This window comes from Mesorhizobium sp. 01N446 (genome assembly GCF_056399285.1).
On the sequence record NZ_JBFTRA010000001.1, the window covers coordinates 242,069 to 261,561 of the forward strand.

18 protein-coding genes are annotated in these 19,493 nt (G+C 64.3%); 12 read left to right on the forward strand and 6 right to left on the reverse strand.

Annotated features, from left to right (window positions below):
* Window positions 1-136: 136 nt before the first annotated feature.
* Window positions 137-1,942 (reverse strand): IlvD/Edd family dehydratase, encoded by a 1,806-nt coding sequence (locus tag AC1DPX_RS01115; RefSeq protein WP_477233997.1) that lies wholly within the window; start codon window positions 1,940-1,942, stop codon window positions 137-139.
* A 149-nt stretch (window positions 1,943-2,091) separates the two neighbouring features.
* Here AC1DPX_RS01115 and AC1DPX_RS01120 point away from each other — a divergent pair, with 149 nt between their 5' ends.
* Window positions 2,092-2,541, forward strand: coding sequence for an SRPBCC family protein (locus AC1DPX_RS01120; protein ID WP_202356426.1), 450 nt, complete (start codon window positions 2,092-2,094; stop codon window positions 2,539-2,541).
* Between the two features lie 16 nt (window positions 2,542-2,557).
* Here the strand turns inward: AC1DPX_RS01120 and AC1DPX_RS01125 are convergent, their stop codons facing one another.
* The gene (locus tag AC1DPX_RS01125; RefSeq protein WP_477233999.1) at window positions 2,558-3,727 is read right to left on the reverse strand and encodes an Mrp/NBP35 family ATP-binding protein; all 1,170 of its coding nucleotides are present in this window, start codon (window positions 3,725-3,727) and stop codon (window positions 2,558-2,560) included.
* 215 nt (window positions 3,728-3,942) lie between these two features.
* Here AC1DPX_RS01125 and AC1DPX_RS01130 point away from each other — a divergent pair, with 215 nt between their 5' ends.
* The gene (locus AC1DPX_RS01130) at window positions 3,943-4,320 is read left to right on the forward strand and encodes a VOC family protein (RefSeq protein ID WP_202356428.1); all 378 of its coding nucleotides are present in this window, start codon (window positions 3,943-3,945) and stop codon (window positions 4,318-4,320) included.
* 16 nt (window positions 4,321-4,336) lie between these two features.
* On the opposite strand, the gene AC1DPX_RS01135 is transcribed toward AC1DPX_RS01130, so the two are convergent.
* The 3 genes from AC1DPX_RS01135 to AC1DPX_RS01145 form a co-directional block, all read right to left on the reverse strand.
* On the reverse strand, window positions 4,337-5,341 hold the full coding sequence (locus AC1DPX_RS01135; RefSeq protein WP_477234001.1) for an inorganic phosphate transporter: 1,005 nt from the start codon (window positions 5,339-5,341) through the stop codon (window positions 4,337-4,339).
* 3 nt (window positions 5,342-5,344) lie between these two features.
* On the reverse strand, window positions 5,345-5,986 hold the full coding sequence (locus AC1DPX_RS01140) for a DUF47 domain-containing protein (RefSeq protein ID WP_202356430.1): 642 nt from the start codon (window positions 5,984-5,986) through the stop codon (window positions 5,345-5,347).
* Window positions 5,987-6,088: 102 nt separating this feature from the next.
* Window positions 6,089-7,315 (reverse strand): sensor domain-containing diguanylate cyclase, encoded by a 1,227-nt coding sequence (locus tag AC1DPX_RS01145; RefSeq protein WP_477234003.1) that lies wholly within the window; start codon window positions 7,313-7,315, stop codon window positions 6,089-6,091.
* A gap of 181 nt (window positions 7,316-7,496) precedes the next feature.
* Between AC1DPX_RS01145 and AC1DPX_RS01150 the strand changes: the two genes are divergently transcribed.
* The 10 genes from AC1DPX_RS01150 to AC1DPX_RS01195 all read left to right on the forward strand — a co-directional run bounded on the left by AC1DPX_RS01150 (window position 7,497) and on the right by AC1DPX_RS01195 (window position 17,772).
* A complete protein-coding gene (locus AC1DPX_RS01150; protein WP_202356432.1) occupies window positions 7,497-8,396 on the forward strand; it encodes a LysR family transcriptional regulator in 900 nt (299 codons plus the stop codon).
* Between the two features lie 135 nt (window positions 8,397-8,531).
* Window positions 8,532-9,011, forward strand: a complete 480-nt coding sequence (locus tag AC1DPX_RS01155; protein ID WP_202356433.1) for a formate dehydrogenase subunit gamma — start codon at window positions 8,532-8,534, stop codon at window positions 9,009-9,011.
* Window positions 9,008-10,564, forward strand: a complete 1,557-nt coding sequence (locus tag AC1DPX_RS01160) for a formate dehydrogenase beta subunit (protein WP_477234006.1) — start codon at window positions 9,008-9,010, stop codon at window positions 10,562-10,564. Before AC1DPX_RS01155 ends, AC1DPX_RS01160 begins: the two co-directional genes overlap by 4 nt.
* 10 nt (window positions 10,565-10,574) lie before the next feature.
* On the forward strand, window positions 10,575-13,487 hold the full coding sequence (gene fdhF, locus AC1DPX_RS01165) for a formate dehydrogenase subunit alpha (RefSeq protein ID WP_202356435.1): 2,913 nt from the start codon (window positions 10,575-10,577) through the stop codon (window positions 13,485-13,487).
* Between the two features lie 2 nt (window positions 13,488-13,489).
* Window positions 13,490-14,320 carry a formate dehydrogenase accessory sulfurtransferase FdhD gene (fdhD, locus tag AC1DPX_RS01170; RefSeq protein ID WP_477234008.1) on the forward strand — a complete coding sequence of 277 codons (831 nt, stop codon included), beginning with the start codon at window positions 13,490-13,492 and terminating at the stop codon, window positions 14,318-14,320.
* The gene (locus AC1DPX_RS01175) at window positions 14,310-14,618 is read left to right on the forward strand and encodes a formate dehydrogenase subunit delta (protein WP_477234010.1); all 309 of its coding nucleotides are present in this window, start codon (window positions 14,310-14,312) and stop codon (window positions 14,616-14,618) included. The genes fdhD and AC1DPX_RS01175 overlap by 11 nt, the downstream gene beginning before the upstream one ends.
* Before the next feature lie 116 nt (window positions 14,619-14,734).
* A complete protein-coding gene (locus tag AC1DPX_RS01180; RefSeq protein ID WP_477234012.1) occupies window positions 14,735-16,288 on the forward strand; it encodes an alpha/beta fold hydrolase in 1,554 nt (517 codons plus the stop codon).
* Between the two features lie 109 nt (window positions 16,289-16,397).
* A complete protein-coding gene (locus tag AC1DPX_RS01185; RefSeq protein WP_202356439.1) occupies window positions 16,398-16,877 on the forward strand; it encodes a carboxymuconolactone decarboxylase family protein in 480 nt (159 codons plus the stop codon).
* An 84-nt stretch (window positions 16,878-16,961) separates the two neighbouring features.
* The gene (locus AC1DPX_RS01190) at window positions 16,962-17,324 is read left to right on the forward strand and encodes a nuclear transport factor 2 family protein (protein ID WP_202356440.1); all 363 of its coding nucleotides are present in this window, start codon (window positions 16,962-16,964) and stop codon (window positions 17,322-17,324) included.
* 133 nt (window positions 17,325-17,457) lie between these two features.
* Window positions 17,458-17,772 carry a hypothetical protein gene (locus AC1DPX_RS01195; protein WP_477234014.1) on the forward strand — a complete coding sequence of 105 codons (315 nt, stop codon included), beginning with the start codon at window positions 17,458-17,460 and terminating at the stop codon, window positions 17,770-17,772.
* Window positions 17,773-17,995: 223 nt separating this feature from the next.
* Here AC1DPX_RS01195 and AC1DPX_RS01200 read toward each other — a convergent pair whose 3' ends face one another.
* A complete protein-coding gene (locus AC1DPX_RS01200) occupies window positions 17,996-19,423 on the reverse strand; it encodes a gamma-aminobutyraldehyde dehydrogenase (protein ID WP_477234016.1) in 1,428 nt (475 codons plus the stop codon).
* Between the last annotated feature and the right edge of the window lie 70 nt (window positions 19,424-19,493).

Genomic DNA, 19,493 nt, shown 5'->3' on the forward strand with positions numbered 1-19,493 from the left:
CCGGTCTCGACTCCCGCCAGAACGCTACACGCCAAACGAAAAAAGCGACTGGCGGTCCGATTGCACGGGCCGCCAGCCGCCGATCCAACATCAGTGATTGCCGCCAGGAATAATCGATGACTATCCCTTGGAATAATCAATGATTGTCCCGGGGCACGCCCCTGGTGTGCGCGACATCCTGGTATTTCACCGCCGGCTTCAGCACCATGCCCTGGTCGAACTGGTCGACCATGCCGCGCTGGATTTCCTGCCAGGGCGTCTGGTGCTGCGGATAGTGGTAGCCGCCATTGCCCTGCAGCGCCGCGCGCCGCTTGGCGATCTCGTCGTCGCTGACCAGGATGTTGGCGGTGCCCTTGTTCAGGTCGATGCGGACGCGGTCGCCTGTCTTGAGCAGCGCCAGCCCGCCGCCAATGGCGGCTTCCGGCGAGGCGTTGAGGATGGACGGCGAGCCCGACGTGCCCGACTGGCGGCCGTCGCCGATGCAGGCCAGCGCATGGATGCCCTTCTTGATGAGGTAGGCCGGCGGCTGCATGTTGACGACCTCTGCACCGCCGGGATAACCGACCGGGCCAGCGCCGCGCATGAACAGGATGGTGTGCTCGTCGATGCCCTGCGCCGGATCGTCGATGCGGGCGTGGTAATCCTCGGGCCCGTCGAAGACCATGGCGTTGCCTTCGAAAGCTTCCGGGTCCTTCGGGTTGGAGAGATAGCGCTCGCGGAATTCCGGCGAAATGCCGCTTGTCTTCATGATCGCCGAATCGAACAGATTGCCGCTGAGGTTGATGAAGCCGGCATTGACCTTCAGCGGCTTGTCGACGCTACGGATGACGTCGGCGTTTTCGACGACCGCTGCCTTGCAATTGTCGCCGATCGACTTGCCATTAACGGTCAGGGCATCCGGATGCGGCAGCAGCCCACCCTTCATCAGCTCGGCCACCACGGCCGGCACGCCGCCGGCGTGATGGTAATCCTCGCCGAGATACTCGCCCGTGGGCTGCAGGTTGACGATGAGCGGCACTTTGAGGCCGATCTCCTGCCAGTCGTCATTGTCGAGCGGCACGCCGAGATGGCGGGCAATGGCGTTGAGATGGATCGGAGCGTTGGTCGAGCCGCCGATCGCCGAATTGACGACGATGGCGTTCTCGAAGGCCTTGCGCGTCATGATGTCGGAGGGCTTCAAGTCCTCATGCACCATGTCGACGATGCGCTTGCCGGTCTCGTAGGCGATCTGGCCGCGTTCACGGTAAGGGGCGGGAATGGCGGCGGAGCCCGGAAGCTGCATGCCGAGCGCCTCGGCCAGTGAATTCATCGTGGTGGCGGTGCCCATCGTGTTGCAGTAGCCGGTGGAGGGCGCCGAGGAGGCGACGATGTCCATGAACTCGTCATAGTCGATCTCGCCGGCCGACAGGCGCTGGCGCGATTCCCAGACGATGGTGCCGGAGCCGGTGCGCTTGCCCTTGTGCCAGCCGTTGAGCATCGGGCCGACCGACAGCGCGATGGCCGGAATGTTGACGGTGGCCGCCGCCATCAGCAGCGCCGGCGTCGTCTTGTCGCAACCGATGGTCAGCACGACGCCGTCGAGCGGATAACCATAGAGCACCTCGACGAGGCCGAGATAGGCCAGGTTGCGGTCGAGTGCCGCGGTCGGGCGCTTGCCGGTCTCCTGGATCGGGTGGCAGGGAAATTCGAAAGGGATGCCGCCCATCGAGACAATGCCTTCGCGCACACGCTTGGCGAGCTCGATATGGTGGCGGTTGCACGGCGACAGATCCGAGCCGGTCTGGGCGATGCCGATCAGCGGCTTGCCCGACATCAGTTCGGCACGCGTCAGCCCGTAATTCAGGTAGCGCTCGAGATAGAGCGCCGTCATGCCGGGATTGTCAGGGTTGTCGAACCACTCCTGCGAGCGGAATTTTTTCTTCTTGGTGTGGGCGCCGGCCATCACGGTCTCCGTATTTGTATGACAAATCGATATGACAACGCGTCAATGCAAGCAAGGGGCACGCGCGTTCCCAACCCGCACTTTGGTGCGATAGACACAACGGCGCCCCTGCGCTAGGGCTTCGTACCATTGTTTCCGGGAGGTTCTTGATGGCTTTGGTGATCGAAGGCGAGGAACGCATTGCCGCACCCCTGCAAAAAGTCTGGGAAGCGCTGAACGATCCCGAGGTTTTGAAGGCGACCATTCCCGGCTGCCAGAGCCTCGACATGAAGTCGCCGACCGAGATGGCGGCCACCGTGGTGGTGAAAATCGGCCCGATCAAGGCGACCTTCAACGGCGAGGTGACGCTGAAAAACCTCAAGCCGCCGCATTCCTACACCATCCACGGCGAAGGCAAAGGCGGCATTGCCGGCTTTGCCAAGGGTGGCGCCGATGTGACGCTGACCGAGGATGGAGCGGATGCCACGATCCTGAAATACGCGGCCAAGGCCGAAGTTGGCGGCAAGATCGCCCAGCTCGGCAGCCGGTTGATCGAGTCGACTTCGAAGAAACTGGCCGGGCAGTTCTTTTCCAGCTTCGGCGAGAAGGTCGGCGGCTGACCCTTGCGCTGCGGGTTCACTCGAAGACGATGCTCGGCACCGCCGCTTGGGCCGCGCCGCGCTCTTCATTGACCCTGTCCCAGACCTTGGCGGCGATGTCGCGATAGGTTTTGGCCTCCGCGCTATCGGGCTTCGAGACAACCACAGGCGCCCCGGCATCCGAGCTTTCGCGGATGCCCATTTCGAGCGGCACTTCGCCGAGGAAGGTCACGCCGAGGCGTTCGGCCTCGCGACGCGCGCCGCCATGGCCGAAAATGTCGTAGCGCTTGCCGGTGTCGGGCGCGATGAAATAGCTCATGTTCTCCACGATGCCGAGCAGCGGCACGTCGACCTTCTTGAACATGTTCAGCCCCTTGCGGGCGTCGATCAGCGCCAGGTCCTGCGGCGTCGAGACGATGACGGCGCCGGCCAGCGGCACCTGCTGGGCCATGGTCAGCTGCGCGTCGCCGGTGCCGGGCGGCATGTCGACGACGAGCACGTCGAGCCGGCCCCATTCGACCTCGCGCAGCATCTGCGTCAGCGCCGACATCACCATCGGCCCGCGCCAGATCATCGGCGTCTCCTCATCGACGAGGAAGCCCATCGACATCACCTTGAGGCCGTAATTCTCCATCGGCTTCAGGATCTTGCCGTCGACCGTCTGCGGCCGGCCGTGAATGTTGAGGAGCTTCGGCATGGAGGGGCCGTAGATGTCGGCATCAAGCACGCCGACCCTCAAGCCATTGGCGGCAAGGCCCAGCGCCAGATTGACGGCGGTGGTCGACTTGCCGACGCCGCCCTTGCCCGAGGCAACCGCAATGATCGCCTCGATGCCCGGGACGCCGCGCTTGCCCGAGCTTTGCGAGGCCGGCGCCTGCGGCGCGGGACGCTGCGGAGCCGCCGGCGGTGCCGGCCTGGGCGCGGCGCGCGCCGGGACCGGCGCCTCCATGCCGCCGCCCTTTTTCTCCGCCGTCAGCGCCACTACGGCACCGGCGACGCCGGGAATTGCTTTCACCACCCGTTCTGCGGCGGCGCGCAGCGGTTCCATTTCCTGCGCCCTGGCGGCGGGAACAGTGATCGAGAAGAACACTTTCGAATCGGCGATGAAAATCTCCGAAACCATGCCGAGGTCGACGATGTTGCCGGTGAAGTCCGGCCCATTGACCGTCTTCAGGCGCTCGGTGACGATTTCCTTGGTGACGGTCATGATCTTTCCTCGGCGTTTTGCGATCCAGATAGTGCAGTTTCCAACGAGAACCAAGCCGTGACGCAAAGGCTTAGCCAGCGTGCCACGGAAAACGACCGATGCTGTCGGATTTTGCGGGATGACACTTCCTGCCGGCAATTGCCGATGGCCAAACGGGCAGCGCGCCCTATTTCGGTTGCCTGAGCGAGACACGACTATCCGGGAAGGAGACGGTCATGCTTCAAAACAGCAACGCAACGGCCAATCTCGCCGTCAAGGACCTGGCGAGGGCCAAGGCATTCTATGAGGGCACGCTAGGCCTCAAGCAGGTCGACGACATGGGCGGCGAACTCATTGTCTACAAAAGCGGTGCCACGCTGATCAATGTCTATCACTCGCAATTTGCCGGAACCAACAAGGCGACGGCACTGACCTTTACGGTTGGCGACCAGATCGGCGATGTCGTCAAATCGCTGAAATCGAAGGGCGTGGCCTTCGAACATTATGAGATGCCCGGCCTGACGCTCGAAGGCGACGTCCATGTCGGCGACGGCATGAAGGTCGCCTGGTTCAAGGACCCCGACGGCAATATCCTGAACCTCGTCGACAAATAGGCTTCGCCGCTTCGGGTCAGCCTGCCATTTTTGTGACGAAATAGGTGAGAGCCGAGATCGCCGCCGTCGCCGGCAAGGTGACGACCCAGGCGATGACGATGTTGCCGGCGATGCCCCAGCGCACCGCCGAGACGCGGCGGGCGGCGCCGACGCCGATGATGGCGCCGGTAATCGTATGCGTGGTCGATACGGGAACGCCAAGCCAGGTGGCGGCGAACAACGTTATGGCGCCGCCGGTTTCGGCGCAGAAGCCCTGCATCGGATTGAGCCGGGTGATCTTCGACCCCATTGTGTGGACGATCCGCCAGCCGCCGAACAGCGTGCCGAGCGCCAGCGCCGACTGGCAGGTCAGAACGACCCAGAGCGGCACGTAGAATTTCTCGCCGAGCATGCCTTGCGAATAGAGCAGCACGGCGATGATGCCCATGGTCTTCTGGGCATCGTTGCCGCCATGGCCCAGCGAATAGAGCGAGGCGGAAAAGAACTGCAGGACGCGAAACGTGTTGTCGACGGCGAACGGCGTCTGGCGCACGAACAGCCACGAAACCACGAGGACCAGGACGAGCGCCAGGACAAAACCGGTCGCCGGCGACAGCACGATCGCGGCGACCGTCTTGCCAAGTCCCGACCAGACGATGGCGCCGACGCCTCCCTTTGCAACGCCGGCGCCGACCAGCCCGCCGATCAGCGCGTGCGAACTGCTCGAGGGGATGCCGGCGATCCAGGTGACGATGTTCCAGACGATGGCGCCGACCAGGGCCGAGAAGATCACTGCCGGCGTGACGATGCTGACGTCGACGATGCCCTTTCCAACGGTCTCGGCGACATGCAGGCCGAAGAACATGAAGGCGATGAAGTTGAAGAAGGCCGCCCACAGCACTGCATATTGCGGCCGGAGCACGCGGGTGGAGACGATGGTGGCGATGGAATTGGCCGCATCGTGCAGACCATTGAGAAAATCGAAGAACAGCGCGACGGCGACGAGGCCGGCCAACAGGGGAAAAGCGATCGCGACGTCCATCGACTAGACGTTCTCGATGACGATGCCGCTGATCTCGTTGGCGACGTCCTCGAAACGGTCGACCACCTTCTCCAGCTGGCCATAGATTTCGCTGCCGATGAGATAGGCCATCGCGTCACCGCGGCCATGGCGCCTGAACAGGTCCTTCAGGCCCTGCTCGTGCAAATCGTCGGCCCGGCCTTCGGCGCGCATCACCTCCTCGGCGAGGGCGTTGAGGCGTGCGCTGTTGGCGCCGACCTTGGCGAGCAGCGGGATCGCTTCCGCGACCAAGCGGGCGGCGTCGACGATGACGGCACCCATTTCCTGCATCAGCGGATCGAACTCCCTCTTCTCGAACAGCCTCACCGTCTTGACGGTCTTGTGCATCATGTCGATGGCGTCATCCATCGACTGGATCAGATCCTTGATGTCGCCGCGATCGAAAGGCGTGATGAAAGAGCGCCGTACGGCAAGCAGGACTTCCGCCGTGATATGATCGGCCTCGTCCTCGAGATCGACGATCTTCTGGCACCAGCGATCGATGTCCTTGCCCTGAAGCAGCAGCTGCAGCGCTTCCGCGCCGCCGACCACCGTACGGGAATGCCGCTCGAAGAGCTCGAAGAAACGATCCTCGCGTGGCAGCAGCTTGCGGAACCAGCCCAGCATTGTCGACCTCCCAGTTTCATCCACATAGCGCCGCATCGCGCCGCAGGGAACAGTAAGCCGGCTCAAATATGTGGATTGAGCACCGGGGCCGTCGGAGCCCGATCACTCGAAGGCGAGTTCCAGACGCCTTTCGGCCTGGGCGACGACCCGGCATTTCGTCTCGAACCGATCCGCCCTGATGGCCAGCACGAACTGGCCGGGAATGCCGGCGATGTTCGAAACGTCGATGGTGGCACCATCCTCGCCAATGCTGCGAACCGTGCAGTCGATGGTCGACATGCGGGCGTTGAAGACGATCTGCCCGGCCTTCAGCACCCTGCGCCGCGGCCGTACCTGATCGCCCTGGGAGGAATTCCAGGCCGAGGTCCGATTGCGGCCGGCTTGCTTCGAGCGGTACATGGCGGCGTCGGCGCGTTCGATCAGTTCCTGCAGGCCGCTGGTCGCCGGGTCGAGCGAGGCAATTCCGAAGCTCGCGGTGACCTGCATTTCATGTGCGCCGTGCGTGATCCGCATGGCCTCGATGGTGCCACGCAGCCGCTCGGCGGATTCAAGCGCACCGTTGCGGCCGGTGTAGAGAAGCACCGCGAATTCCTCACCTCCGACGCGTCCGAATATGTCGACGTCCCGCAGGGTTGCACTGCATTGCCGGGCCACACCACTCAGGACCTTGTCGCCCGCGGCATGGCCGAAATTGTCGTTGACCGATTTGAAATGGTCGACATCAAACGCAATGCAGGAGAAATCGAAGCGCTGGCGCTGCGCCAGCGCGAATGCCTTGTTGCCCTGGTCGATGAAGGCCCGCCGCGACAGCACGCCGGTCAGCGCATCACTGGAGGCGTGCTGGCGCAGTTCCAGCTCGTCCATGGCAAGATCGGCGAAATCCTGCAGGATTGCGATATCGCGGTCGCTGAATTCGCGCGGCGTGTAGCCGATCGCGCAGACACTGCCGATGTTGTGGCCGTCGCGGCTTCGCAAGGGCACGCCCGCGTAGAAGCGGATATGAGGATCGTTCCTGACCATGGGATTGTCGGCGAAACGGGGATCCTTGGTCGCGTCGGTGACGATCAGCGGCTCCTCGCTAAGGATCGTGTACTGGCAGAATGTCGCCTTGCGTCCGACTTCATTGACCGCCAGGCCCTCGCAGGCCTTGTACCATTGGCGGTGCCCGTCAATGACCGAGACGATGGCGACCGGGACATCGAAGACCGTCTTGATCAATCGCGTGATACGGTCGAACGACGCTTCGCGCGGCGTGTCCAGAACATCGAAGCGCTCGACGGCCCTGAGCCGTGCTGCTTCGCGCAGGTCGGCGGCGGAAGGCGCCGGCATTTCCGAATGCTCCTGGAGCATGCGAACCACCTATCTTCGGCGCCCCTGCCGCATCGACCATGATGGCGAACCAAATATTATCAATTGGTTATTGCTTGCTGTCGCCATTCGCCGCCGCATGCGCGATGATCAATCAACGGCTCGCTGCGCGATTTCGTGGGGGCGAGGCAAAAGGCACGGCATGATCGACAAACTCGAATTCTTCATCGCATTGGCCAAGGAAGAGCATTTCGGCCGGGCGGCGGAAGCATGCGGCGTCACCCAGCCGACGCTGTCGGCCGGCATCAAGCAACTGGAGGGGCAGCTCGGCGTCATGCTGGTCAACCGCGGGTCGCGGTTCCAGGGGCTGACGCCGGAGGGCAAGCAGGTGCTGGTCTGGGCGCGCCGCATCGTCGGCGATTCAAGGACGATGCGCGAGGAAATGCGCGCGGCGCGCCACGGCCTTTCCGGACGCATCCGCATCGCCGCCATCCCGACGGCACTCGCCATGGTGGCGCGGCTGACGACGCCGTTTCGCGAAAAGCATCCGGGCGTCACCTTCTCGGTGCTGTCGCGCACCTCGATCGAAGTCTTGTCGCTGCTCGGCAATTTCGACATCGACGCCGGCATCACCTATCTCGACAACGAGCCGCTGGGGCGGGTGACCAGCGTGCCGCTGTATGACGAGCGCTATCAGCTGATCACGGCGGTCGGAAACCCCTATTCCGACCGCGACAAAGTGACATGGGCCGAGATCAGCCGGTTGCCGCTGTGCCTGCTGACGCCGGACATGCAGAACCGCCGCATCATCGACCAGCATCTGGCCGAGGCCGGCGTGCAGGTGCGGCCGACGCTGGAATCCAACTCGATGATCGTGCTGTTCTCGCACATACGCACCGGCAAATGGTCGTCGATCATGCCGCTCAACCTCGCGGAAACATTCGGCTTTTCAGAACCGATCCGGGCCATCCCGATCGTCGAGCCCGACGCCAGCCACACGGTTGGCCTTGTGGCCGCGCCGCGCGAACCGCACACGCCGCTGGTGCAGGCGCTGCTGGACGAGGCAATGGCGCTGGCAGACGATTTCCGCAACCACCGCTAGGGTAGAGAATGGCGGCTGAGCGTGCTTGATAGAAAATTTCTATCAAGCGACGGATCAGCTTTATTGATTTCGCTAGTTTCCTCTGTTTTTGTAACGACTTAGCGCTAGAACGCTACCGACCAGGGAGGGCGCTGCATGACGATGCAGCCTGCAAGTACCGAGATCGCATCGCGCACGGCGGCGATTATCCAGGAGATGAAGGGCCTCGAAGGCCCGTTGCTGCCGATCCTGCACGAGATCCAGGAAGAGTTCGGCCACGTGCCGCAGGCGGCACTGCCGGTCATCGCGGATGGGCTTAACCTCTCCAGGGCCGAGGTGCACGGCGTCGTCACCTTCTACCATGATTTCCGTGCCCGTCCGGCCGGGCGGCATGTGCTCAAGCTCTGCCAGGCGGAAGCCTGCCAGTCGATGGGCTCGGATGCCGTAGCCGCCAAGATCAAGCAGTTGCTGGGCATCGGTTTCCATGAGACCACCCGCGACGGATCGGTCACACTCGAGCCGGTCTATTGCCTCGGGCTTTGCGCCTGTTCGCCGTCGGCGATGCTCGACGGCGAGGTGATCGGGCGGCTCGATGACGAGAAGATCGACGAGATCCTTGCCGAGGTGCGCTCATGATCCCCCGCATCTACATTCCCAGCGATTCCGGCGCGCTGGCGCTCGGCGCCGAAAAGGTGGCCAAGGCTGTTCGCGCGGAACTCGCCGAACGCGGCATCGAAGCCAAGATCGTGCGCAACGGCTCGCGCGGCGCCTATTTCCTCGAGCCCATGGTCGAAGTGGCGACTGCCAACGGCCGCGTCGCCTACGGACCGGTGAAGCCCTCCGACGTGAAGAGCCTGTTCGACAGCGGCTTCCTCACCGGCGGCCACCACAAGCGCTGGCTCGGTGCGCCCGACAAGATCCCGTTCCTGGCCAAGCAGACGCGGCTGACCTTTGCCCGCTGCGGCATCAACGACCCGCTTTCGCTCGACGCCTACAAATCGCTCGGCGGGCTCAAGGGCTTGCAGAACGCCGTGGCCATGGCGCCGGCCGACATCGTCAAGCAGGTTACGGACTCGGGCCTGCGCGGCCGCGGCGGCGCCGGCTTCCCGACCGGCATCAAGTGGAAGACGGTGCTGGATACGACGTCCGAGCGCAAATACATCGTCTGCAACGCCGACGAGGGCGACAGCGCGACCTTCGCCGACCGCATGATCATGGAAGGCGACCCCTTCGTGCTGATCGAAGGCATGGCGATCGCCGGCATCGCCACCGGCGCGACCAAGGGCTTCGTCTATATCCGCTCGGAATATCCGCATGCGGTGGCGACAATGAACAAGGCCGTCGAAATCGCCCGCAAGGCCGGCGTGCTCGGTGTCAATGTGCTGGGTTCGCCCAACGCCTTCGACATGGAAATCCGCGTCGGCGCCGGCGCCTATGTCTGCGGCGAGGAAACCTCGCTGCTGAACAGCCTGGAGGGCAAGCGCGGCGTGGTGCGCGCCAAGCCGCCGCTGCCGGCCATCCAGGGCCTGTTCGGCAAGCCGACGGTGATCAACAATGTCATCAGCCTGGCCTCCGTGCCTATCATCATGGACAAGGGTGCGGCCTTCTACAAGGATTTCGGCATGGGTCGCTCGCGCGGCACGATCCCGATCCAGATCGCCGGCAATGTCAGGAATGGCGGCCTGTTCGAGACCGCCTTCGGCCTGACGCTGGGTGAAATCGTCGACGATATCGGCGGCGGCACGGCCACTGGCCGTCCGGTGAAGGCGGTGCAGGTCGGCGGACCGCTTGGCGCCTATTTCCCGCGCGGCCTGTTCGACACGCCGTTCGACTACGAAGAATTCGCCAAGCGTGACGGGCTGATCGGCCATGCCGGCATCACCGTGTTCGACGACACGGCCGACATGCTGAAGCAGGCGCGCTTTGCCATGGAATTCTGCGCCATCGAAAGCTGCGGCAAGTGCACGCCCTGCCGCATCGGCTCGACGCGCGGCATCGAGACCATCGACAGGCTCGCCGCCGGCATCGAGCCGGAAAAGAACCTCGCTCTGGTCACCGACCTCTGCAACACGATGAAGTTCGGTTCGCTGTGCGCGCTGGGCGGCTTCACGCCCTACCCGGTGATGAGCTCGATCACGCATTTCCCCGAAGATTTCAAGCCCGCGCCGGCGCGCGTGGCTGCTGAATAGGAGCTGGCAGATGAACATCAAGGCCGACTTCCCACCGCTCGTCGAAGAGATCGACTACGGAACCCCGGAATCGCGGGCGCAAAAGCAGGTCACGCTGAGCGTCGACGGCCGCAGCGTCACGGTGCCGGAAGGCACCTCGATCATGCGCGCGGCGATGGAAGGCGGCGTCGAGATCCCGAAGCTCTGCGCCACCGACATGCTGGACTCGTTCGGCTCGTGCCGCATCTGCCTGGTCGAGATCGAAGGCCGCGGCGGCACGCCGGCCTCCTGCACGACGCCGGTCGGCGAAGGCATGGTGGTGCGCACGCAGTCCGACCGGCTCGACGCCATCCGCCGCGGTGTCATGGAGCTTTACGTCTCCGACCATCCGACCGGCTGGAACGAGAAGGCCGGCACCGGCGCCAGCGAATTCGACACGGTGGCGAAGTCGGTCGGCCTGACCGAGAACCGCTACGGCGTCGAGGGCCGCAACCACGTCAAGCAGGAAGACGGCGTGGCGCCCGGCCATGGCTCGCTGGCGGTCGACTACATCGCCCGCGACGAATCCAATCCCTATTTCACCTATGATCCGGCGCAGTGCATCGTCTGCTCGCGCTGCGTGCGGGCGTGCGAGGAGGTGCAGGGCACCTTCGCGCTGACCATCGAAGGCCGCGGTTTCGAATCGCGCATGGTCGCCGGCATGCATGAGGATTTCATCGCTTCCGAATGCGTGTCCTGCGGCGCCTGCGTGCAGGCTTGTCCGACCGACGCGCTGCGGGAGAAGACGGTGCTCGAGAAGGGCATGCCGGAACGCTCGGCCGTCACCACCTGCGCCTATTGCGGCGTCGGCTGCTCGTTCAAGGCCGAAGTGAAGGATGACGAAGTCATCCGCATGATGCCCTACAAGGACGGCAAGGCGAACCACGGCCATTCCTGCGTCAAGGGCCGTTTCGCCTATGGCTACGCCACCCACAAGGACCGCATCCTGTCGCCGATGATCCGCGAGAAGATTTCCGATCCGTGGCGGGAGGTGAGCTGGGAAGAGGCGATCGCCCACACGGCCAAGGAATTCCGCCGGATCCAGTACCAGTATGGCCGCACCTCGATCGGCGGCATCACCTCCTCGCGCTGCACGAATGAGGAGACCTATCTCGTCCAGAAGCTGGTGCGGCAGGGTTTCCGCAACAACAACGTCGACACCTGCGCCCGCGTCTGCCATTCGCCGACCGGCTACGGGCTCGGCCAGACCTACGGCACCTCGGCCGGCACGCAGGATTTCGACTCGGTCGAATTCACCGACGTCGCCGTCGTCATCGGCGCCAATCCGGTTTCGGCGCACCCGGTGTTCGCCTCGCGTCTGAAGAAGCGGCTACGCCAGGGCGCCAAGCTGATCGTGCTCGATCCGCGCCGCACCGAGATGGTCAAGTCGGCGCATATCGAGGCCGACTATCACCTGCCGCTGAAGCCCGGCACCAACGTGGCGGTGCTGACCTCGCTGGCGCATGTCATCGTCACCGAAGGGCTTTTCGACGAAGCCTTCATCCGCGAACGCTGCGACTGGACGGAGTTCCAGGACTGGGCATCCTTCGTCGCCTTGCCGGAAAACAGCCCCGAGATCGTCGGCAAGCTTTCCGGTGTCGACCCCGAGCTGATCCGCGGTGCCGCGCGGCTCTACGCCAAGGGCGGCAATGGCGCGATCTACTACGGCCTCGGCGTGACGGAACACAGCCAGGGTTCGACCACGGTGATGGCGATCGCCAACCTCGCCATGGCCACCGGCAATATCGGCCGGCCGGGCGTCGGCGTGAACCCGCTGCGTGGCCAGAACAATGTGCAGGGCTCGTGCGACATGGGCTCCTTCCCGCACGAACTGCCCGGCTACCGCCACATCTCCGGCGAAGCCGTGCGCGACATCTATGAGAGCCTGTGGGGCGTGAAGCTGGACGACGAACCCGGCCTGCGCATCCCCAACATGCTCGATGCCGCCGTCGACGGCTCCTTCAAGGGCATCTACATCCAGGGCGAGGACATATTGCAGTCCGACCCCGACACCAAGCATGTCGCCGGCGGTCTCGCCGCCATGGAATGCGTCGTCGTGCACGATCTCTTCCTCAACGAGACGGCGAACTACGCGCATGTCTTCCTGCCGGGCTCGACCTTCCTGGAAAAGGACGGCACCTTCACCAATGCCGAGCGCCGCATCAACATGGTGCGCAAGGTGCTGGAACCGAAGGCGCGCTATGCCGACTGGGAGGCGACGCAGGAGCTTGCCCGCGCCATCGGGCTCGACTGGAACTACACGCATCCGTCGCAGATCATGGACGAGATCGCCCAGACGACGCCGAGCTTCGCCAATGTCTCCTTCGAGCTGCTCGACCGCGTCGGATCGGTGCAGTGGCCCTGCAACGAGAAGGCCCCGCTCGGCACGCCGATCATGCATATCGACGGCTTCGTGCGCGGCAAGGGCAAGTTCATCCGCACCGAATATGTGGCGACGGACGAGAGGACCGGGCCGCGCTTCCCGCTGCTTTTGACCACAGGCCGCATCCTCAGCCAGTACAATGTCGGCGCGCAGACGCGGCGCACCGACAACGTCATGTGGCACTCGGAAGACCGGCTGGAGATCCACCCGCACGATGCCGAGAACCGCGGCCTGCGCGACGGCGACTGGGTGCGGCTGACCAGCCGCTCCGGCGAGACGACGCTGCGGGCGCTGATCACCGACCGGGTGTCGCCGGGCGTGGTCTACACCACCTTCCACCACCCGGACACGCAGGCCAACGTCATCACCACCGACTTCTCCGACTGGGCGACCAACTGTCCGGAGTACAAGGTGACGGCGGTGCAGGTCGGCGCTTCCAACGGCCCGTCGGACTGGCAGCGCGAGTATGACGAGCAGGCCAGGAACAGCCGCCGCATCGCCGCGCTGCAGGCAGCGGAGTAGCCGTGGCCGCGCGCCGCAAAGCAACGACCGAGATATCGCGGCTGGCGCACCGCGCCAGCGGCACGGCTGCTGCCAACCGCATGGTGCCGGAGGAGACGCCGGTGGCGTTCTCCTTTGCCGGAACCACCCATGCGGTGATGATGGCGAGCCCCGCCGACTTCGAGGATTTCGCGCTCGGTTTCTCACTGACCGAAGGCATCATCGCCGACCCGCAAGAGATCGAGGCGATCGAGGTCGAGGATCATGGCGCCGGCATCGATATTCAGATCCGGCTGAAGGACCTGGCCAATACACGCTTCGAGGCGCGGCGGCGCAGGCTTGCCGGACCGGTCGGCTGCGGGCTCTGCGGCATCGAATCCATCGAGGAAGCGATGCGATCGGTCGATGCCGTTGGTGCGTCAAAACTTACGCTTGGTGCCGACGACATCGTCCGCTCCGTCAAGCTCTTGTCGAAGGTGCAGCCACTGCATCAGGAAACCGGAGCCGTGCATGCCGCCGGCTTCTACATTCCCGGCAAGGGCGTCGTGATGGCGCGCGAGGACGTCGGCCGCCACAATGCGCTGGACAAGCTGGCCGGCGCGTTGGCCAAGGCCGGCATCGGCGGCGCGTCGGGCGCCGTCGTGGTGACGTCGCGCGTGTCGGTCGAAATGGTGCAGAAGACGGCGGCGATCGGCTCGGCCTTCATCACCGCCGTCTCGGCGCCGACCGCGCTTGCCATCCGCACCGCCGATGAGGCCGGCATGACGCTGGTGGCGCTGGTGCGCGGCGAAGATTTCGATGTTTTCACCCACCCGGACCGGGTGGTTTTGGGAGTTGCCCAGCATGTCGCATGACGAAGACCACGTCACGAGCACCAGCGAAAAGCTGGTGCGCATGGCCAACCAGATCGCGGCCTTCTTCCACTCCAAGTCGCGCGAGGAAGGTGTTGCCGGCGTCGCCGAGCACATCAACAAATTCTGGGAACCCAGGATGCGGCGGCAGTTCTTCGAGCTGCTGGACAGCGGGGAAGGCTTCGACGAGCTCGTCGTGGCTGCATCGGCCAGGATCAAGCGGCCGATCACGCCAGCCGAGGCCGATATCAAGCTCGGGCTCAAGCCCTTCCCGGCCGACGCCGCCGCGTCGCAGAAATAGCCGCAACGGGCCGTCCGCGCTTACATTCACTTTCGCTAAAGTTTGAGCTGCCGCTATCGGCGCGGCTCTGCTATGTTTGACGATCAGAAATCGTCAGGCGGGGCGGAAGAAACCTCGTGAGGCCGATCGAGACCCGATATGCCCTCAGTGGCGAGGTGCGGATCGCCTATCAGGTGGTCGGCCAGGGTTCGCTTGATCTCGTCTTCGTCCCGGGCTTCATTTCCAATCTCGACCTGCATTGGGAAGACGAGGGCTACACAAGGCTCTTGAGGCGGCTTTCGGCATTCTCGCGGCTGATCCTGTTCGACAAGCGCGGCACCGGTCTTTCCGACCGTGTCGATGCGCACAACCTGCCCAGTCTTGAAACGCGCATGGACGATGTGCGCGCGGTGATGGACGCCGCCGGCAGTGGTCGTGCTGCCCTGCTTGGCGCCTCGGAAGGCGCGCCGATGGCCATGCTGTTCGCCGCCACCTATCCCGAGCGGACGCGCGCGCTGGCGCTCTATGGCGGCTATGCGCATTTCCACAAATGGGTGATGCCGCCCGAACGCCTCGATGCCTTCATCGCCACGGCCGAGACGGCCTGGGGCACCGGAGCCACCTTACCGAATTTCGCGCCGGGGCGGGTCGACGACGCGCATTTTACCCAGTGGTGGGCGCGTTTCGAGCGGCTGTCAGCGAGCCCGACGGCAGCAGTGGCACTGGCGCGAATGAATGCGGAAATCGATGTACGTGGCGTGCTGGCGGCAATCAGCGCGCCGACGCTGCTGATCCATCGCCGCAACGATGCGCGGGTCGATCCCGACGCCAGCCGCTTCCTGGCCAAGAGGATTCCGAATGCGCGGCTGGTCGAGATTCCGGGGCGTGACCATCCGATCTGGACCGGCGATGTCGACCGGGTCGCCGACCTGATCGAGGAGTTCCTGACCGGCGAGCGCGCCGTCGCCGAAGCGGACCGCGTGCTGGCGGCACTCCTGGTGACGCGCATCTACGATACGACACGGATGGGCGACCGTATGTGGAGCGAACGCAGCGAGCGCTTCCAGGAAACCTGGCGGTCGCTGGTCGGCCGCCATGGTGGCCGCGCGCTGGGTACGCAAGGCGAAATGATGATTTCGCGCTTCGATGGGCCGGCGCGCGCCATACGCTGTGCGGCGGCGCTGCGCGAGGCGGCACAAGGCATCGGCGTGGCAAGCGCGCAGGGCGCGCATGTCGGTGAGATCGAACTGCGCGGGCCGCCAGTTGGGCTGACGGCGCGGGTGACGATGCAACTCGCCGCGCAGGCCAGCCGAGGCGATATCCTGGCGTCGCGGCTGGTCGCTGATCTGGCAACCGGCTCGGGCCTGCATTTTGAAGACGCCAGCCGGGTCACGCTGGACGATCTGGACGAGCCGATGGCACTGGTGCGGGCAATGTCGGAACAGCATCTGGAGCCTGACTGCCGCGCCAGGACCAAAACGAGCGAACCGGCCGTGCTGACGGCGCGGGAAAGCGAGGTGGTGAGCCTGATTGCCGACGGCAAGAGCAATGCCGCGATTGCAGCCGAGCTCAGGCTGAGCGAACACACGGTCAAGCGCCACGTCGCCAACATTCTGCTCAAGCTCGAACTGCCATCGCGCGCGGCGGCGGCGGCATTTTCCGCCAGGCACACTGGCCCGGACGGGCCATGAGAGCCATGGCGCTTTCGGGCGAAGCGGGCACACCGATGTAAGCGCTATCAATTCCCCCATGCAGGCCGAGGTGGATATCGCCGGGAAGGCACTGCGAACGGAGGATGAAATGCTCAAGTCAAAACTGAACGTCAGATCATTTGTGATCGCGGCAGGCATTGGCGCGCTGTCCACGATCTCTCCCGCAAAGGCCGAGGATGCTTCGGCGACAGCCGCCTACAAGGACATCCAGGCGACGCTCGGCTCGGTGCCGGACATGTTCAAGACACTGCCTGATGTCGCGGTCGCCGGCGCCTGGGCCGAGATCAAGGGCGTCCAGCTCAACCCGAAAACCGCGCTCGACGGCAAGACCAAAGAGCTGATGGGCCTTGCGGTCGCCTCGCAGATACCTTGCCAGTACTGCATCTATTTCCACACCGAGGCGGCCAAGCTCAACGGTGCGAGCGACGAGGAAATCAAGGAAACGATCGCGATGGCGGCGATCGTGCGCCACTGGTCGACGATGCTCAACGGCAGCCAGGTCGATCTCGCCACGTTCAAGAAGCAGACCGATGACGTCTTCGCGGCCGTCAAGGCGAAGTCGCAGTGAAAATCCCTGCCCGACGACGAGCGCCGGGCAGCCCCTACCGAATATCAACCGCCCGATCGTGAAGACGGGCACATGGAGGATAAGATGCTGACCAAGACTCAAGTCGTGGATGGCGCGGCGATCAAGAAGGCGATCGAGAGCCGCGATGGTAAGATGTTGTCTAGCTTTTATGCCGACGACGCGTTGGTGCGTGTGATCGACCGCAACAACCCCCCGAGCAAGCCGCGCGAAGTCCGCGGGCGCGCGGCGATCGCCACCTTCTGGGACGACATCTGCAGCCGGGCGATGACCCACAAGGTCGACACCACGATCGCCGACGGCGACAGCCTCGCCTTCACCCAGGCTTGCGCCTATCCGGACGGCACCAAGGTGTTTGCCGCGGCGATGTTGGAGCTCAAGAACGGGCGCATCACGCGGCAGACGGTCGTGCAGGCCTGGGACGAGTAGATCAATCGCGGAGCCTGTCTATCCCGATTGAAGTGGGATKGGGCTCCGTTTTCGTGCTGGAGCATGATCCTTTTCCGAAAACCGGATTCCGTTTTCGGGATCATGCTCTGGCCGCAACCCGGAGGAGAAGAAGATGTTCAGCGCCAGATGGCAGATCGATGCCAAATTCGGGCATAAGCAGACCGTGCTTGACCTGTTGAAGAAATGGGAACGCGAGATCGGCTCGCAGGTCGGTCTCGCCGAGCTGAAGTTCCAGATCATGACCGGATCGATCGGCGCGCGGGAAGCGACGRTAGAGTCGCATCACCAGGTCGAAAGCCTGGCCCAGCTGGAGGCGATGTTCGCCAAGATCGGCAAGATCGACGCCCATGCCAAATGGGGCAAGGAGATGGAGCCCTATGTCGTGTCAGGCACCAGCCTGTGGAACATCTATCGCATCGTCGAATAGCGTTCTTCTCCCCGTTTACGCGGAGAAGATGCCGGCAGGCAGATGAGGGGCGGAGCCAACCTCAGCCAGGTTTGCGCCGCCCCTCATCCGGCCCTTCGGGCCATCTTCTCCCCGTGATCGGGCAGAAGGGAAATGGCCACCGCCCGGCCCTTCGCCATGGCTCCGGGCGTTCGTCGCTCGAAAAGCCCATTTGGGGCTTTTCGCCCGCTGCGCGGACCGCTTCTCACCCATGCGCAACCATCACATGCCGCACGGCGGTATAGTCTTCCAGCGCGTAGAGCGACATGTCCTTGCCGTAGCCGGACTGTTTCAGCCCGCCATGCGGCATCTCGTTGGTCAGCATGAAGTGGGTGTTGATCCAGGTGCAGCCATATTGCAGGCGCGCCGCCGTCGCCATGGCGCGCGAGACGTCCTTGGTCCACACCGATGACGCCAGGCCGTAGTCGCTGTCATTGGCCCAGTTCACTGCCTCGTCCACTTCCGTGAAACGGGTGACCGAGACGACCGGGCCGAACACTTCGCGGCGCACGATTTCGTCCTCCTGCAGCGCGCCGGCGACGACGGTCGGCTGGTAGTAGAAGCCGGTGCCCTCGCCCGGCTTGCCGCCGGTGGTGATCTCGATGTGCTTCAGTTCCGAGGCGCGTTCGACGAAGCTCGACACGCGGTCGCGCTGGCGGCGCGAGATCAGCGGGCCGATCTCGTTTTCGGTGTCGTCCGGCTGGTTGTACTTGATGGTCGAAACAGCCGAGGACAGATCGGCGACAAGCTTGTCGTAGACCTTCTTGCCGGCATAGATGCGGCAGGCGGCGGTGCAGTCCTGGCCGGCATTGTAGTAACCGAAGGCGCGCAAGCCGTTGACCACCGCGCCAAGGTCGGCGTCGTCGAAGACGATGACCGGGGCCTTGCCGCCCAGTTCGAGATGCGTGCGCTTGACCGACTTGGCGGCGGCCTGCAGCACCTTCTTGCCGGTGGCGACGTCGCCGGTGATCGAGATCATGTTGACCTTGGGATGGTTGATCAGCGCGTTGCCGACGCTGTCGCCGCGGCCGAGCACGACATTGACCACACCTTCGGGCAGGATATCGGCCAGGATCCTGGCCAGTTTCAGCGCCGTCAGCGGCGTCTGCTCCGACGGCTTGAAGACGACGGTGTTGCCGCCGCCGATCGCCGGCGCCAGCTTCCAGGCCATCATCATCAGCGGGTAGTTCCAGGGCGCGATCGAGGCGACGATGCCGATCGGGTCGCGCCGCACCATCGAGGTGTGGCCGGGCAGATATTCGCCCGCCACGACGCCCGGCATGGAACGGACCGCGCCGGCGAAGAAGCGGTAGCAGTCGACGATGGCCGGGATCTCGTCGTTGAGCACGGCATTGATCGGCTTGCCGCAGTTCAGCGCCTCGAGCGCGGCGAACTCCTTGGCCTCGGCCTCGATACGGTCGGCGATCTTGAGGAGATAGCCAGAGCGCTGCGCGGGCGTGGTGCGCGACCACAGGACGAACGCTTGTTCGGCGGCAGCCACCGCCGCCTCGATCTGCGCCTGGCCGGCCTCGGGCAGGTTGATAATGGTCGCCCCGGTCTTCGGATTGAGGATCGCCTCCTCGGTCTCGGCGCCGTTCTCGAATTTCGAGCCGATCAGCATCTCGGTATCCATTGGGTTTCTCCTTTGTCAGGAGCGAGTAGCGAATAGCTGACAGCAAATAGGGGCGGTTGGCGATTTCCCT

Coding starts and splice junctions, on each gene's coding strand:
- AC1DPX_RS01125 (WP_477233999.1), bottom strand. CDS start 3,727: ATGACCGTCACCAAGGAAATCGTCACCGAGCGCCTGAAGACGGTCAAT.
- AC1DPX_RS01185 (WP_202356439.1), top strand. CDS start 16,398: ATGCTCAAGTCAAAACTGAACGTCAGATCATTTGTGATCGCGGCAGGC.
- AC1DPX_RS01190 (WP_202356440.1), top strand. CDS start 16,962: ATGCTGACCAAGACTCAAGTCGTGGATGGCGCGGCGATCAAGAAGGCG.
- AC1DPX_RS01175 (WP_477234010.1), top strand. CDS start 14,310: ATGTCGCATGACGAAGACCACGTCACGAGCACCAGCGAAAAGCTGGTG.
- AC1DPX_RS01115 (WP_477233997.1), bottom strand. CDS start 1,942: ATGGCCGGCGCCCACACCAAGAAGAAAAAATTCCGCTCGCAGGAGTGG.
- AC1DPX_RS01150 (WP_202356432.1), top strand. CDS start 7,497: ATGATCGACAAACTCGAATTCTTCATCGCATTGGCCAAGGAAGAGCAT.
- AC1DPX_RS01200 (WP_477234016.1), bottom strand. CDS start 19,423: ATGGATACCGAGATGCTGATCGGCTCGAAATTCGAGAACGGCGCCGAG.
- AC1DPX_RS01155 (WP_202356433.1), top strand. CDS start 8,532: ATGACGATGCAGCCTGCAAGTACCGAGATCGCATCGCGCACGGCGGCG.
- fdhF (WP_202356435.1), top strand. CDS start 10,575: ATGAACATCAAGGCCGACTTCCCACCGCTCGTCGAAGAGATCGACTAC.
- AC1DPX_RS01120 (WP_202356426.1), top strand. CDS start 2,092: ATGGCTTTGGTGATCGAAGGCGAGGAACGCATTGCCGCACCCCTGCAA.
- AC1DPX_RS01140 (WP_202356430.1), bottom strand. CDS start 5,986: ATGCTGGGCTGGTTCCGCAAGCTGCTGCCACGCGAGGATCGTTTCTTC.
- AC1DPX_RS01135 (WP_477234001.1), bottom strand. CDS start 5,341: ATGGACGTCGCGATCGCTTTTCCCCTGTTGGCCGGCCTCGTCGCCGTC.
- AC1DPX_RS01130 (WP_202356428.1), top strand. CDS start 3,943: ATGCTTCAAAACAGCAACGCAACGGCCAATCTCGCCGTCAAGGACCTG.
- AC1DPX_RS01160 (WP_477234006.1), top strand. CDS start 9,008: ATGATCCCCCGCATCTACATTCCCAGCGATTCCGGCGCGCTGGCGCTC.
- AC1DPX_RS01145 (WP_477234003.1), bottom strand. CDS start 7,315: ATGCCGGCGCCTTCCGCCGCCGACCTGCGCGAAGCAGCACGGCTCAGG.